General features: G+C 60.7%; 13 protein-coding genes. 12 read left to right on the forward strand and 1 reads right to left on the reverse strand.

Going from position 1 to position 14,460, the window contains the following annotated elements; genetic code table 11:
- Nucleotides 1-43: 43 nt before the first annotated feature.
- The 12 genes from HBN54_RS17185 to HBN54_RS17240 all read left to right on the forward strand — a co-directional run bounded on the left by HBN54_RS17185 (nucleotide 44) and on the right by HBN54_RS17240 (nucleotide 12,522).
- Nucleotides 44-943: a cell division protein FtsX gene (locus tag HBN54_RS17185; protein ID WP_168674455.1), complete on the forward strand. Its 900-nt coding sequence runs from the start codon at nucleotides 44-46 to the stop codon at nucleotides 941-943.
- Between the two features lie 132 nt (nucleotides 944-1,075).
- Nucleotides 1,076-1,399, forward strand: a complete 324-nt coding sequence (locus HBN54_RS17190) for a DUF3098 domain-containing protein (RefSeq protein ID WP_168674456.1) — start codon at nucleotides 1,076-1,078, stop codon at nucleotides 1,397-1,399.
- Nucleotides 1,400-1,486: 87 nt separating this feature from the next.
- Nucleotides 1,487-2,317 carry an undecaprenyl-diphosphate phosphatase gene (locus HBN54_RS17195; protein WP_168674457.1) on the forward strand — a complete coding sequence of 277 codons (831 nt, stop codon included), beginning with the start codon at nucleotides 1,487-1,489 and terminating at the stop codon, nucleotides 2,315-2,317.
- Nucleotides 2,317-3,165, forward strand: a complete 849-nt coding sequence (truB, locus tag HBN54_RS17200) for a tRNA pseudouridine(55) synthase TruB (protein WP_168674458.1) — start codon at nucleotides 2,317-2,319, stop codon at nucleotides 3,163-3,165. Before HBN54_RS17195 ends, truB begins: the two co-directional genes overlap by 1 nt.
- Nucleotides 3,166-3,348: 183 nt before the next feature.
- Nucleotides 3,349-4,296 carry a bifunctional riboflavin kinase/FAD synthetase gene (locus HBN54_RS17205; RefSeq protein WP_168674459.1) on the forward strand — a complete coding sequence of 316 codons (948 nt, stop codon included), beginning with the start codon at nucleotides 3,349-3,351 and terminating at the stop codon, nucleotides 4,294-4,296.
- Nucleotides 4,297-4,329: 33 nt separating this feature from the next.
- A complete protein-coding gene (locus HBN54_RS17210) occupies nucleotides 4,330-5,571 on the forward strand; it encodes a carboxypeptidase-like regulatory domain-containing protein (protein ID WP_168674460.1) in 1,242 nt (413 codons plus the stop codon).
- A gap of 46 nt (nucleotides 5,572-5,617) precedes the next feature.
- Nucleotides 5,618-6,859, forward strand: coding sequence for a carboxypeptidase-like regulatory domain-containing protein (locus HBN54_RS17215; protein WP_168674461.1), 1,242 nt, complete (start codon nucleotides 5,618-5,620; stop codon nucleotides 6,857-6,859).
- Nucleotides 6,856-7,566: a CoA transferase subunit A gene (locus HBN54_RS17220; protein WP_168674462.1), complete on the forward strand. Its 711-nt coding sequence runs from the start codon at nucleotides 6,856-6,858 to the stop codon at nucleotides 7,564-7,566. The genes HBN54_RS17215 and HBN54_RS17220 overlap by 4 nt, the downstream gene beginning before the upstream one ends.
- Before the next feature lie 207 nt (nucleotides 7,567-7,773).
- A complete protein-coding gene (locus tag HBN54_RS17225) occupies nucleotides 7,774-8,430 on the forward strand; it encodes a 3-oxoacid CoA-transferase subunit B (protein WP_168674463.1) in 657 nt (218 codons plus the stop codon).
- 163 nt (nucleotides 8,431-8,593) lie between these two features.
- Nucleotides 8,594-9,757, forward strand: a complete 1,164-nt coding sequence (locus tag HBN54_RS17230) for a hypothetical protein (protein ID WP_168674464.1) — start codon at nucleotides 8,594-8,596, stop codon at nucleotides 9,755-9,757.
- A gap of 354 nt (nucleotides 9,758-10,111) precedes the next feature.
- Complete coding sequence (locus tag HBN54_RS17235) at nucleotides 10,112-11,650, forward strand: carbon-nitrogen hydrolase family protein (protein ID WP_382214290.1); 1,539 nt, start codon at nucleotides 10,112-10,114, stop codon at nucleotides 11,648-11,650.
- Between the two features lie 149 nt (nucleotides 11,651-11,799).
- Nucleotides 11,800-12,522, forward strand: coding sequence for an energy transducer TonB (locus HBN54_RS17240; RefSeq protein ID WP_168674466.1), 723 nt, complete (start codon nucleotides 11,800-11,802; stop codon nucleotides 12,520-12,522).
- 382 nt (nucleotides 12,523-12,904) lie between these two features.
- Here HBN54_RS17240 and HBN54_RS17245 read toward each other — a convergent pair whose 3' ends face one another.
- Nucleotides 12,905-14,203 carry a TlpA disulfide reductase family protein gene (locus tag HBN54_RS17245; RefSeq protein ID WP_168674467.1) on the reverse strand — a complete coding sequence of 433 codons (1,299 nt, stop codon included), beginning with the start codon at nucleotides 14,201-14,203 and terminating at the stop codon, nucleotides 12,905-12,907.
- Nucleotides 14,204-14,460: the final 257 nt, after the last annotated feature.

A 14,460-nucleotide genomic window follows, 5' to 3' on the forward strand; every position in this document is an offset into this window, starting at 1 on the left:
CCCCCATACCCTCCTACCCCATACTTTGCTACCTTTGCCGGATATGGCTGCCCCAACCACTTCTCATTCGCGCAAGAAAAAGCTCGGCTCCTACCCTACTTTGCTCGTGGTGTTCAGCATTACGCTGGCCTTGGTGGTGATTGGCCTGTTCGGCCTGCTGCTGGTACACGCCCAGAAGCTGAGCGAAGTAGTGCGCGAAAACCTGGAGGTGCAGGTGTACCTCGACCGCGACCTGCCCGAAACCGAGCTGCTGCGCCTGCAGCAGGACCTGGGCCAGCAGCCCTTCGTGGCCGAGCGCAACGGCAAGCCCCAGATTCGTTTTGTGAGCAAGGAAGAAGGGGCCCGCCAGCTGCTGCAAAGCACCGGCGAGGACTTCCGCCAGTTCCTCGGCGACAACCCGCTGCGTGATGCTTACGTGCTCAAAATCAAGCCCGAATTCACCGACACTACGCATCTGGGCCAGCTCAATCGCAATATCTCGGCCCAGCGCGGCGTGTTTGAGGTGCAGTACCCGCAGGATTTGTTTGCCAGCATCAACAACAACCTGACGCGGGTGAGCCTCGTGCTGCTGGGCTTCGCGGCCGTGCTGGTGCTGGTGGTGGTCATCCTGATAAACAATACGATTAAGCTGGCGCTGTTTTCGCAGCGCTTTCTCATCCGGTCCATGCAACTGGTGGGCGCGACGCGGCTCTTTATCCAGCAGCCGTTTTTGCGGCGGGCTACCTGGCAGGGCCTGGCCAGCGGCCTGCTGGCCGCCCTGATTCTGGTGGCACTGCTGCAATATGCCTACCTCGAAGTAGAGCCGCTGCGCCTGTTGCGCGACGACCTGCGCCTGGGCTTGCTCCTGCTCGGCGTTATCGGGTTGGGCGTGGTGATTGGCTTTTTCAGCTCGGCCCGCGCTGTGCACAAGTACCTCAAAATGTCGCTCGACGACCTGTATTAAGTCATTTAACATTTATCAATTAACATTTAACAGCCGTTCGACGGGACTAATAGCGCCAATTGAACGACTGTTAAATGTTAATTGATAAATGTTAAATGAAAAGATTGTTAAACGATAAATGTTAATTGTTAAATGACTCCATCTCCCGCTTTCCGCTTCGCCTTTGGTCCCCGCAACTACCGCCTGATGTGGGCGGGCCTGGCCCTGCTGGCCGCCGGCTTCATCACCATGATGTTTGGCGACAAGGCCAATTACGGCGAGGATTTCGTGGGCATCACGCTCGGGCCGCTGCTGCTCATCGCCGGGTTTGCCGTGGAGTTTGCCGCCATTATGGTGCGCGATAAGTCGCTGGTTGCCGCCCCCGCCGCCTCGGTGGTCACGCCGGCCTTCACGACCGATGCGCCCGCCGCGACCACTGCACCCGCTGCCGCCCCGGCTTACAAGCGCCCTTACTAGCGCCTGGCAACGAGCGGCTGGCCTCTTCCATTCGAATTGGCCACGACTCGTTATTAGTTGCTTACCGTTAACCGACTACCTGTTTAAATGACTTATTGGCACGCGCTGCTCCTCGCCATCGTGGAGGGCATTACCGAGTTTTTGCCCGTTTCCAGCACCGGGCACATGATTATTGCTTCGGCCCTGCTGGGCATTCCGCCCACGCCGTTTTTCAAGCTCTACTTGGTGGTTATTCAGCTGGGCGCGATTCTGTCGGTATTTGTGGTGTACTACAAGCGCTTTTTTCAGAATATCGACTTCTATCTGAAGCTGTTCGTAGCTTTCTTACCCATTGTGGTGGTGGGGCTGCTGTTTAAAAAGCACATCGATGCGCTGCTCGAATCCGTGACCACGGTGGCCGTGATGCTCGTGGTGGGCGGCGTAGTGCTGCTGTTCATCGACCGCTGGTTTCCGCAGGAAGACCCGCAGGAAGGCGGCCACCCCGTTACCAATCCCAGCTTTAAAGAAGCGCTGATAATTGGCCTGTTCCAGTGTTTGGCCGTGGTACCGGGCACCAGCCGCTCGGCGGCCACCATCATCGGCGGCCTCACCCAGAAGCTCACGCGCCGGGCGGCGGCGGAGTTTGCCTTTTTCCTGGCCATGCCCACTATGGCAGCGGCGGCGGTGAAAGACATTTACGATTATTACAAGGATGCCAAGGCGGCGGGGGCCGATGTATCGCACCTGTTCTCGGCCACGGAGCTGAAGCAGCTGGCCCTGGGCAACGCGGTGGCGTTTGTGGTGGCGCTGCTGGCCATCCGGCTGTTTGTGGGCTTTGTGGCGAAGTATGGCTTCCGGGCCTTTGGTATCTACCGCATTATCGCGGGCGGTATTCTGTTGATTATGTTGGCATTGAAGCTGCCCTTAAACCTGGTATAATGACGAAGACCCTGGCCGATTACGACTTTGAAACGGGCGAAGTACTGCTCCTCGACAAGCCCCTGACGTGGACTTCCTTCGACGTGGTGCGCAAGGTGAAGAACACACTGCGCATCAAGAAAATCGGCCACGCCGGCACGCTCGACCCCTTGGCTACCGGCCTGCTCATCCTCTGCACGGGCAAGAAAACCAAGGAAATCGACCTCATTCAGGCCCAGGAAAAAGAGTACACCGGCACCTTCCGCCTCGGCGAAACCACGCCCAGCTTCGACCTGGAAACCGCCGTGGACATGGCCCGCCCCTACGCCCACCTCACCGATGAGGAGATTACGGCCGCTACCGCCCAGTTCATGGGCCTTATCCAGCAAACGCCGCCCATTTTCTCGGCGGTGAAAATCGATGGCAAGCGTGCCTACGAGCTGGCCCGCACCGGCCAGGAGGCTGAAATCAAAGCCAAATCGGTCGAAATCAAGACCTTCGAGCTCACGCGCATTGCGCTGCCCGAAGTCGATTTTCGGGTGGTGTGTTCCAAGGGCACCTACATCCGCAGCCTGGCCCGCGACCTGGGCGTGGCCCTGGGCTGCGGCGCGCACCTCACGCGGCTGGTGCGTACCCGCATCGGCGAGTATCGGGTGGAGGATGCCTTTACGCTCGAAGCCATTGAGGCCCTGCGCCCGCCCCGGCCCGAGGGCGAAGCGCCCGCCCGGCCCCGCCGCGAGCGGCCCCACACGGCCCCCAACCGCGCTGGCCTGCAATATTTTGCCGCGCTCCAGGCCGATGCCCTGGCGGCCAAGGAGCACGAGGCCGCAAAAGACGCCGCTGACGCCCCCGAAACGCCAACGGAGTAGGTGGTAGAGGCGGAGGATTGTGCGGCTCGCTGTTGAACAACCGGAGCCGCACCGTTCGCATAAAGCGCGTAAACAACACCAGCAACGACGAGACGCCAAATAGGGCGTCTCTACTCCGTACAACGCCATAGCCGCTACCTTCGTGGCGCTCTATTTACCTTCCATTTGCATCCCCGGCGCCTTATGCACGTCATCCGTGACCCGGCTCAGTTCCCGTTTCTTGGCAATGCTGTTGTTACCAGCGGCACGTTTGATGGCGTGCACGTAGGGCATCAGCGCATTCTGGCGCGGCTGTGCGAGGTGGCGCAGGCCAGCGGCGGGCCGTCGGTGGTGATTACCTACTGGCCGCACCCGCGCCTGGTGCTGGGCCCGCCCCCCTCCCACCCCGAGCTGCTGGATTTGCAGCTGCTGAACACGCTGGATGAGCGCATTGCCCGGCTGGCCGCACGCGGCGTGGACTACCTGCTCATCGTGCCGTTTACCAGGGAGTTTGCGCAGTGGACTTCGGAAGAATACATCCAGAACCTGCTGCTGAAAACCGTGGGCGCCAAGCAGCTGGTGATTGGCTACGACCACCGGTTTGGCAAAAACCGCGAAGGCGGCTTCGATTACCTTAGTCAGAACGCCGACCGCTACGGCCTGACCGTGGAGGAAATCCCGCGCGAGGACGTGGACGCCGTGGGCGTGAGCAGCACCCGCATCCGGCAGGCGCTGCGCGAGGGCGACATTGCCACCGCCAACCGCTACTTGGGCTACCACTATCCGCTCACGGGCCTGGTAGTGCATGGCCAGAAGCTCGGCCGTACCATTGGCTACCCCACGGCTAACCTGGCCATTTCGGAACCGTTGAAGCTGGTGCCGGCTTTGGGCATTTATGCGGTATGGGCCACTACGGCGGCGGGCACGCGGCATCAGGCCATGCTCAGTATTGGGGTGCGGCCCACAATTGGCACCGATTTGGCTCAGACGATTGAGGTAAACCTCCTTGATTTCAGCGGTGACTTATATGACCAGCAGCTGACGCTGGAGTTTGTGGCCTGGCTGCGGGGTGAAGAAAAATACAACGGCCTGGACGCGCTAACCGCCCAATTGGCGTTGGATGCGCAAAACACGCGGGCCGCGCTGGCTTAGCCGGCCGCTATTATTATACCTTATTGTTTCGTAATGAGATACTTGCGCTTATTGTTGATTTGCTGCTGCTGGTTGGGAACGTGGAACGCGGCGCAGGCCCAGGGCAAGCTCACCGGCGTGGTGCTCGATTCGGTGACGCACGAGCCGCTGGCGTTTTCCAGCGTATTCCTGGCCAACACCACGCTGGGTGCGACCACTACCGAGCAGGGCCAGTTCACGTTCCCGAAAGTGCCGGCCGGCACATACGATGTGGTGGGCTCCTACGTGGGCTACCGCTTGGCCAAGCAGTCGGTGACCATGACGGCCGCCGCTCAGCAAATCACGCTGCAGCTGGCTCCCACCGGCAACCAGCTGGGCGAAGTAGTGGTGAAGCCAGAGCCCAACAAGCCGGAAGAGTATCAGAAGTTCGCAAAGCTGTTTATCGGTGGCAGCACGTTTTCGGCGCAGTGCCGCATCAGCAACCCCGATGATGTACGGGTTTTCTACGATGATTCGACCAAAACCCTGACCGCTCAGGCCAAGGAATTTGTGCAGATTGACAACGAGGCCCTGGGCTACCGCCTGAAATACTACGGCCTGTATTTCGCGGCCGACGACGACGATGGCTCGATTTCCTACTACGGCCAGCCGGTGTTTGAGGAGCTGAAGCCGCGCGATGAGCGCCAGCGTAAGCAATGGGCGGCCAACCGCCTCACGGCCTACACGGGCTCATTCATGCACTTTCTGCGGAGCGTGTACAACAACCGCGTGCAGGCCGAGGGCTTCCTTACCCAGCAAATCATCGTGGGCGCGAACCCGCGCTTCGAGCGCGCCGACGAGAAGCGCCTCGCCCTGCTGGCCAGCCGGCCCGACAACAAATTCACGGCTGCCGAGCAGGACTCGCTCGATAAGTGGGAGGACATGGCCCCGGTTATCGCCACGCTCAACCAGAAGCCGCTGCCCATCGACAGCATCCGGCGGGTGGGCACCAACGGGCGGCGCACGTTCCTGCGCTTCACGGGCGAGCTGCAGGTGGCGCACTTCGGCGAGGCCCCCGACCCGCTGTACAAGCGGCCGATGTCGCCGCTGGGCTACCCCAAAATCCCGTATCCGGCCAAGCGGCAGGTGTCGCGCCTTAAGCTGCAGGGCCGCGAGGCCGCCATTCAGGCCAACGGCTCGCTGCTGAACCCGCTCGACGTGTACAACGGCGAATACTGGGGCTTTGAGAAAATCGGCGAGTTTCTGCCGTTTGACTACATGCCGCCCACGGTATCTTCGGCCGCGCCGCGCCGGTAGGGGCCGGGCCGGTTTTTCCGTTTACTGCTATTCCTGGTCTGCCCGAATGCGCTTCTCCCCGGTGCTTCTGCTGTTGTTGCTGCTGCTGATGCGGCCCGATGGTGCCAGGGCGCAGGGTAGCCTGAGCGGCGTGGCGCTCGATTCGGTGACGCAGCAGCCACTGGCCTTTGCCAGCGTGTTTCTGGCCAATACTACGCTGGGCGTGACCACCACCGAGCAGGGCCAGTTTAGTTTTCCAAGAGTGCCGGCCGGAAACTACGACGTGGTGGGCTCCTACGTGGGCTACCGCCTGGCCCGGCAATCCATCACCGTGACGGCGGCGGCGCAGCAGCTCACGCTCCGGCTGGCCCCCATGGCCAACCGCTTGGGCGAAGTGGTGGTGCGCCCCAACCCGAACCGCGCCAGCGACTACCAGAAATTCGCGGAGCTGTTTCTGGGCCGCACCACGTTTTCGCGCCAGTGCCGCATCCGTAATCCCGATGATGTGCTGGTCGATTTCGACCCGGAAACCAACGAGCTGACGGCCACGGCCATCAACTTCGTGCAGGTTGATAATCGGGCGCTCGGCTACCGTGTCAAGTACTACGGGCTGCGCTTTAGCACCAATTTTACCCAGCACGTCGTCACCTTCTACGGCCAGCCCGTATTCGAGGAAATGACCGCCCGCAATGCCAGCCAGCAGCGCCGCTGGGAGGCCAACCGCGTGGCAGCCTACCACGGCTCGCTCACCCATTTTCTGCGGAGCGTGCGCGCGGGTCGGGTAGCCGAGGAGGGCTTTACGGCCCAGCGCCTGCGCATTGTGGACAACCCGCGCTTTGCCCGGGCCGACAGCCTGCGCCGCCAGCTGCTGCACGAACATTTGAGTACGGCCTTTTCGCGGGCCGAGCAGGATTCCATTAGGCGCTGGATGCAGGTGCCTGCGGCGTTTTCGATGTTATACACGCGCTTGCTGCCGGTTGATAGCCTGCGCCGCGTGGCGACTGGGGGCGAACCGGTTTTCCTGCGCTTCCGCGATAATCTGCAGGTGAGCTACTTGCGCGAGGCCCCCGACCCGCTGTACCAGGTACGCACGATACTACCCACCAACGCGCCACTCCCGCCCGCCGGCCGGCAGGTGTCGCAGCTTATGCTGCTGGCGCGGGAAATTGAGATTCAACCCAACGGCCAATTGACGAACCCGATGGCCGTATTTACCGACGAATACTGGGGGTTCGAAAAAATGGGTGAATTTTTACCCGTGAATTACCTGCCGCCGGCTTCGGCCGCCCCAATCCCAACCCACCCATGATAGACAAAACCGTTCCCAACGTGCAGGCCGCCCTGCAGGGCCTCGCCGATGGCATGACCTTGATGCTCGGCGGCTTCGGCCTATGCGGCATCCCCGAAAACTCGATTCAGGAAATCCTGCGCCTCGGCGTAAAAGACCTCACCTGCATCTCCAACAATGCCGGCGTCGATGACTTTGGCATTGGCCTGCTGCTGCAAACCAAGCAGGTGCGCAAGATGATTTCGAGCTACGTGGGCGAAAATGCCGAGTTTGAACGCCAGCTGCTGAGCGGCGAGCTGGAAGTGGATTTGATTCCGCAGGGCACCCTGGCCGAACGCATCCGGGCGGGCGGGGCGGGCATTCCGGCCTTTTACACGCCGGCCGGCTACGGCACCGAGGTGGGCGAAAACAAGGAAAGCCGCGAGTTCAACAGCAAAATGTACCTGCTGGAAATGGGCCTCACGGCCGACTTCGCCTTCGTGAAAGCCTGGAAGGGCGACACGGCCGGCAACCTCATCTACAAAGGCACGGCCCGCAATTTCAACCCGATGATGGCCACGGCCGGCAAAATCACCGTGGCCGAGGTGGAAGAGCTGGTGCCCGCCGGCGAGCTCGACCCCAACCAGATTCACACGCCGGGCATTTTCGTGCAGCGCATCTACCAGGGTGAGCAGTATGAGAAGCGCATTGAGCAACGCACGGTGCGGGAGGAAGTGAAGCGTCAGTAGTCGCTGATGAGTATGCGTATGCTCCGGTCTGACCGCCCTAGGCGGTCTGACCGGTTGTCGTGAAGGAAATCGTTGTTGCTTCAACCGGTCAGACCGCTTAGGGCGGTCAGACCGGAGCATACGCTTATATTTAAAAGTTACCATAACCTGCTACTACAACTGCGCCTTCCCCCTTTCAACCCTTCCCTTTTAATTTTTAACTGACTCATGCTAGACAAACACGGCATCGCCCGGCGCATCGCCCAGGAAGTGAAAGACGGCTCCTACGTCAACCTCGGCATCGGCATTCCCACGCTGGTGGCCAACTACATCCCGGCCGGCATCAACGTGGAGCTGCAATCCGAAAACGGCCTGCTCGGCATGGGGCCATTCCCCACCGAAGACCAGGTCGACCCCGACCTCATCAACGCCGGCAAGCAGACCGTGACCACCCTGCCCGGCTCCAGCATCTTCTCCTCGGCCGATTCGTTCGGCATGATTCGCGGCGAGCACGTCGACCTCACCATTCTCGGCGCAATGGAAGTATCCGAGCGCGGCGACATTGCCAACTGGAAAATTCCCGGCAAGATGGTGAAGGGCATGGGCGGCGCGATGGACCTCGTGGCCTCGGCCAAGAACATCATCGTGGCCATGCAGCACGTGGCCCGCGATGGCTCCAGCAAGCTGCTATCGGACTGCACGTTGCCCATTACGGGCCTGCGCTGCGTGAAGAAAATAGTGACCGAGCTGGCCGTAATCGACGTGACGCCCGACGGCTTCGTGCTGCGCGAGCGCGCCCCCGGCGTGAGCGTAGCGCAGATTATCGCCGCTACCGCCGGCAAGCTAGTGGTGCCCGAAGGCGAGGTACCCGAGATGGTGCTGTAGCATAACCTCCTGTACCGTAAGCTTTAGCTTGCGATGAACGCAGCGAGTATCACGTCTGCGAACGAGTGAATTCGCTGCGCTCATCGCAAGCTAAAGCTTACGGTACTTCGTGCTTTTGCTACGCGGGCTACGTATCTTCGTAACCACCCATTAACCTGACTCTATGCGCCAAACCATTACCCTTTTTGCCCTCGCAGCCCTCCCCGCGCTGGCCCAGGCCCAGGTTTCGCCGATAATTGACCGGACCGATATGCCGGCCACCACGACTACCGTGGATAGCCTGCGGCTGAGCGTGGCCAGCCCGGTGCTGCCCAACACGGTGCCGCCCCTGAGCCGGCGCGGGGCCAACCAAACCTGGAACTACAGCACCCTCACCCCCACCTCGCAACGGGTCGAATCCTTCGTGTCGGTGAACAGCGTGACGGCTACCTCGCTCACGTATTCCTTCGTATTCGGGCCGTTTGGCGGGGCCAACCGGGCCACCGTGGCTTCGCCGCAGGCGCTGCCACTGCCCGTGGCCCTGCCCATTCCCCTCACCGATTCTTACCAGTTCTACGCTACTTCGGCGGCGGCGGCGGCGCAGCAGGACTTCCGCTCGGTGGGCTTCGGGGCTTCGCTGAGTGGCACGGCCATTCCGGTTACGTATGCCAGCGCGGCCCAGCAGGATGTGATTTACCGCTTCCCCCTGAGCTTTGCCAGCCTGCCTGACTCCAGCAATTCCTACTTTTCGACGCCAACGGCCATTGCTACGGTCGGCTACCTGAGCCAGAAGCGCAAGCGCGTGAACAAGCCTGATGCCTGGGGCACGCTCACCACGCCCTTTGGCCAGTTCCAGACGGTGCGCGTGGTCACCAAACTCATCGACCACGACAGCGTAGCCATTGGCGGCACCCCCGGCCAGGGTTTCGATGTGCCCCTGACCCGCGAGTACAAGTGGCTGGCCAAGAGCCAGCACGTGCCGCTACTCACCATTACCACGCGCACCATAGCCGGCACCGAAACCGTGACCGGCGTGGAGTACCGCGACAACTACCGCCGCATTATCCGCACGGCTACCCGCGACGCGGTCACCAACGCCGTGCTCACTGCCTCCCCCAACCCCTCGGCCATCGGCACGCCCCTTACCCTGACGGTGCCCGCCGGCAGCGGGCCGCTCACGGTTTCGGCCACCGATGTGGTGGGCCGGCAGCTGTTTCGGCGCGGCTTTAGCAGCAATTCGGGCACCCTTCGCATTGAGGCCGAAGCTTTTGGCACCTTCCGGGGCGTGCTGCTGCTAACGGTGCAAACGGCGCGGGGCACGGCTACCCGCCGACTGGTGCGCGAGTAGTATTAAGCGAACATTGCACCGTTTTGGCAGTTTTTCCGTTAAAGTACCCGTTGGCGAACGCCGCCAGCGGGTTTTTTTACGGGTAAATTTGTTGCGCCGGGCCCCGCCCGGCCACCGGGCCCCTTGGCGGCCCGGCTTTTTACACAGCGCTTTTTCGATATTATGGCAACTTCTTCTAACGGCAAACCGGCCGCGTCCAACGGCCACGCCGCCCCCGGCGGCTCCCACGCCAAAAAGGTAGGCAAGGCAAGCCCGGCCCTCACCGCCGAGCGCCTCACGCCTACCGCCGTGCCGGCCCACAAGCTGGTGCTGCGCACGCTGCGCCGCTCCGATTTCAAGGCCATCAAGGAAATTATGGACCAGGTGTACTCCAACATGGAAGGCGCGTGGTCGGCCGACGAGTTCAGCGCCCTGATTCGCAAGTTTCCGGAGGGCCAGATTGGCATTGAGGACAACGGCCAGCTGGTAGCTGCCGCACTGGCCATCATCGTGGACTACAGCAAGTACGGCGACAAGCACACCTACGCCAAAATTACCGGCAACGGTAAGTTCGATACCCACGACGATGCCGGCGACACGCTTTACGGCGTCGATGTATTTGTGGACCCCGCCTACCGCTCGCTGCGCCTGGGCCGCCGCCTCTACGATGCCCGCAAGGAGCTGTGCGAGAACCTGAACCTGCGTGCCATGGTGGCCGGCGGCCGCATTCCCGGCTACGCCGCCTACGCCAACGAGATGACGCCCGCCAAGTACGTGGAAAAGGTGCGCAACAAGGAGCTGACCGACCCCATTCTCACGTTCCAGCTCTCGAATGACTTTTACGTTCGGAAAATCATCCGCGGCTACCTGCCATACGACTCCGAATCGAAGGCCCACGCCACGCTGCTGGAGTGGATTAACGTGTACTACGAGGAGACGGAAAAGCTCATCGGCAACGAGAAAACCAACGTCCGCATCGGCATTGTGCAGTGGCAGATGCGCGCCACCAGCAGCCTGGAAGATTTGCTCCAGCAAATCGAGTTTTTCGTGGATACCGTAAGCGGTTACAAAGCTGACTGCGTGATGTTTCCGGAATTCTTCAACGCCCCGCTCATGGCCCTCACCAACGAGGATTCGCCGGCGGTGGCCATCCGGGCCATGGCAGCATTCACCGAGCCCATCAAGGTGAAGATGATGGAGCTGGCCGTGAGCTACAACATCAACATCGTGGCCGGCTCGATGCCTGTGTACCGCGACGAGATGCTGCACAACGTGGCCTTCCTGTGCCGCCGCGACGGCACCGTGGACGAGCAGTACAAGCTGCATGTCACGCCCGACGAGGCCAGCTACTGGGGCATGCGCGGCGGCGATAAGCTGAAGTGCTTCGACACGGATTTTGGCAAAATCGGCATTCTGGTGTGCTACGACGTGGAATTCCCCGAGCTTTCGCGCATGCTGAGCGATGAGGGCATGAAAATCCTGTTCGTGCCCTTCTGGACCGATACCAAGAACGCCTACCAGCGCGTGCGCCTCTGCGCTCAGGCCCGGGCCATCGAAAACGAGTGCTACGTGGCCATCACCGGCTCGGTGGGCAACCTGCCCCGCGTCGAGAACATGGATATTCAGTATTCGCAATCGGCCGTGTTCAGCCCTTCAGACTTCGCCTTCCCGCACGATGCCATCGTGGCCGAAGCCACCCCGAACACGGAAATGACCCTCATCGCCGACCTCGACCTTGACTTGCTCAAAGACCTGAACAGCAGCGGGGCCGTGCGCAACCTGCGAGACCGCCGCAAGGACCTGTACTCGGTGAGCTGGGTGAAGAAAACCGAGCGCGACGACGAGCTGCTGGCCCAGGGCGAGGAGCGGCTGCCCAAAACCAGCTCGCGCCGCAAGGCCATTGCGGCGGGATAAGCCCGTTGTTTCTCCATCTTTTAAAAGGGGCCCCGCACTTGCACGTGCGGGGCCCCTTTTTATTTCCCAACGGTACGGCCCGTTGGGCAAACCCGAATTATTTTTGGGCTCCTGATTTTTGCCCTTTCCTCATTCACACTGCCTTCTTTATGAAAGCTATTCTACTGGTTGGCTTGGTTATTCTGAGCGCGGGGCCGATTCATGCTCAGAAAAAGCAGAAAAACGCAGCTACCTCCCGGCCAAAGCTGGAGCAAGGCACCACGACGGCCGAAGGCAAGCGCACCGGCAAATGGAGCTTCTACACCAGCAAACAAGCGCTGGAGCTAACGTTTGATTACGATTCGAGCCGCATCAATTTCCTGCAGCCCGATACCACCAGCTACCTGGTGCGCATCGGCGAGGAATGGACGCCGCGGCGGATGGCCCGTGCGCCACGCCTGCTGGGCAGTACAGACCAGCGGCTGGATGACCTGCTTCGCAGCCTGCGCTACCCGATAAGTGCCCTGCGCCAGCAACTGCAAGGCACGGTAGTGATGGGATACACCGTGGACGTAACCGGCCACACCCGGGACTTTACCGTGGAAAGCAGCCTGAGCCCCGACTGTGACCAGGAAGTGTGGCGAGCTATAAAAACCCTGCCTGACAATTGGATACCGGCTGTTTATGCCGGCCGGCCAACTCCTAGCCGCTTCTACTTATCGGTAAAGTTTCAGATGATAGACGAAGCTGAACACGAACGCCAGCAGCGCGAGCTAAAGCGGCTGGCTCAGCAATCGGCCGATGGAGCCAGCCCTTCCGTGGTACCCGTACGGGCCAGGTACGCCCACGAAATTATCGTCACGGCGCTCGGCATTGAGCGAAGCACCCGTTGAGCGCGCTGGCCCTTAGCCATTGCCGCCGCGCAGCAATATTTTACTCAGTGGCAGCGCTGGAATCTGACAATGAAGCTGTTTGGAAAGTCAGCCCAAAGTCGTTGCTCCGGTCCGACCGCCCTAGGCGGTCTGACCGGTTGCCGCGAGAACGGCGCCAGGGCTTGTTGGGCCGATGCCAACGACAACCGGTCAGACCGCCTAGGGCGGTCGGACCGGAGCAAAAGGAGCGGCCGTATGTACGGCTGCTCCTTTTGCATTGTAAGTAGTGCTGTCGTGGATTGAAATTGATATGAGGCGCAGTTTTTTACAGACTGTAACTGGTCGTTTATAGTCTGTAAAACATTGGTCGACTACTCAATGCAATGATTAATGCGTGCTATAGCTACTTCAGCAATTGCGCTAGTTTGGCTTGCAGTTCCTCCCCACGCAGATTGGCAGCCACAATCTTACCGGTGGGGTCAATAAGAAAATTCTGTGGGATGGCCCGTACCCCGTATCGCTTGGCGGCTTCGTTCTCGAAGCCCCGTAAGTCGGATACCTGCGTCCAGGGCAACTTATCGTCTTGAATTGCCTTCAACCACTTGGCACGGTTCTTTTGCTCATCGAGCGAGATGCTGACAATCTCGAACCCCTTAGAGTGGTAACCCTGATAAGCAGCGAGTAAGTGCGGATTCTCCGCGCGGCAGGGGCCGCACCACGACGCCCAAAAATCGACCAACACGTATTTGCCCCGGTAGGTGGCGAGCGACACGGACTGCCCCAAGGGGGTATATTGTGTAAAGTCCGGCGCCTGCTGCGCGGTGCCCACGGCCTTCATCTGCTGCAGCAGCTCCGTATATGCCTGGCCGGCTGGGCTAGTTTGTAGGGCAGGTGCTAAGGAATTAAATAAGGGCGCAACTTGAGCATACTCGGGATTTGGGCCCCCAATTTCCTGCACGGCTTCCAAGCTTGCCGGTGCAGTAGGATGCGCCTTGATAAAGGCCCGCAGGTATTGGTGACGTTCTTGCTGATGTCGGGTCGCCTGTGCTGACCAATACGTATCTATTGCTTGCTGCACAGCCGTCGTATCGCCCGCCGGAGCAGCAGTGGTGGCCGCTTTGATGACCTCAAGTAAGGTGCCGTAGTCTCGGCCGGCCCGGCTGTTACGCACCGCAGCCGTCAACCCGTTGTAGAGCGGGGCAATCTGCGCCACCGACGGCACGCCCCCTCCCAACTGCTGTAGGGCATCTAAGCTCACGTAGGAGTTCGGGTGGGCGCGGATATAGGCGGTCTGCTGCCGTTGTTGCTCGTCGTGGCGGAGCGGCCGGAGCAGGGCTTGCAAGCGCTCGTACTCCACCGTTAAGCCAGAGCCGGTAATCTTCGCATGGTGCAACGAATCTGGACTAGTGACGGTGATAGGCCCGGTCTCCAGAAATAAAAAGGTGCGTTCCGGGACTCTGGCGGCAAAGGTATCGGCGAGGCGACCGCTCCGGGCGAGAATTAACATCACGGGCTCCGGCGCACTCATCGTCCCCGTCAACTCAAATGTGCCGTGGTCCAGCAGCGCCTTATCCTCTACACGGCCCTCGCGCAGCAGGTAGAGAGTAGCGGGCGCACTCAGCGAGCCAATCGTCCCGCTAACAGTGAAAGGCATGAGCGCTTGGGCCCGGGCGGCGGTGGAAAGCCCCAAGAACAGCAGCAAACAGCAGGCACAGAGTCTCGTGAAACACGGGGAGTAGTTCATCGGGCAGAGAAGGTTCAGGCCATGGGTCAGTTAAGCCAGCGCAGGGGCGAAGCTACGCGCGACAGATGTAGTAGAAAGATACCACGCTAGTCGTGCCTCAACAGGAAGTCAAAAACCGCCTAGGGCTTCCGCACCAAATATCAGGCATTTTGCAGTAGTCGCCGGAGGTACTCATTGTCGTAGGCCGCTTGCTTACGCTTGCGTTTGAGGCTGAT

The organism is Hymenobacter artigasi (assembly GCF_012275535.1).
In the GTDB taxonomy this organism is placed as follows: Bacteria; Bacteroidota; Bacteroidia; order Cytophagales; family Hymenobacteraceae; genus Hymenobacter; species Hymenobacter artigasi.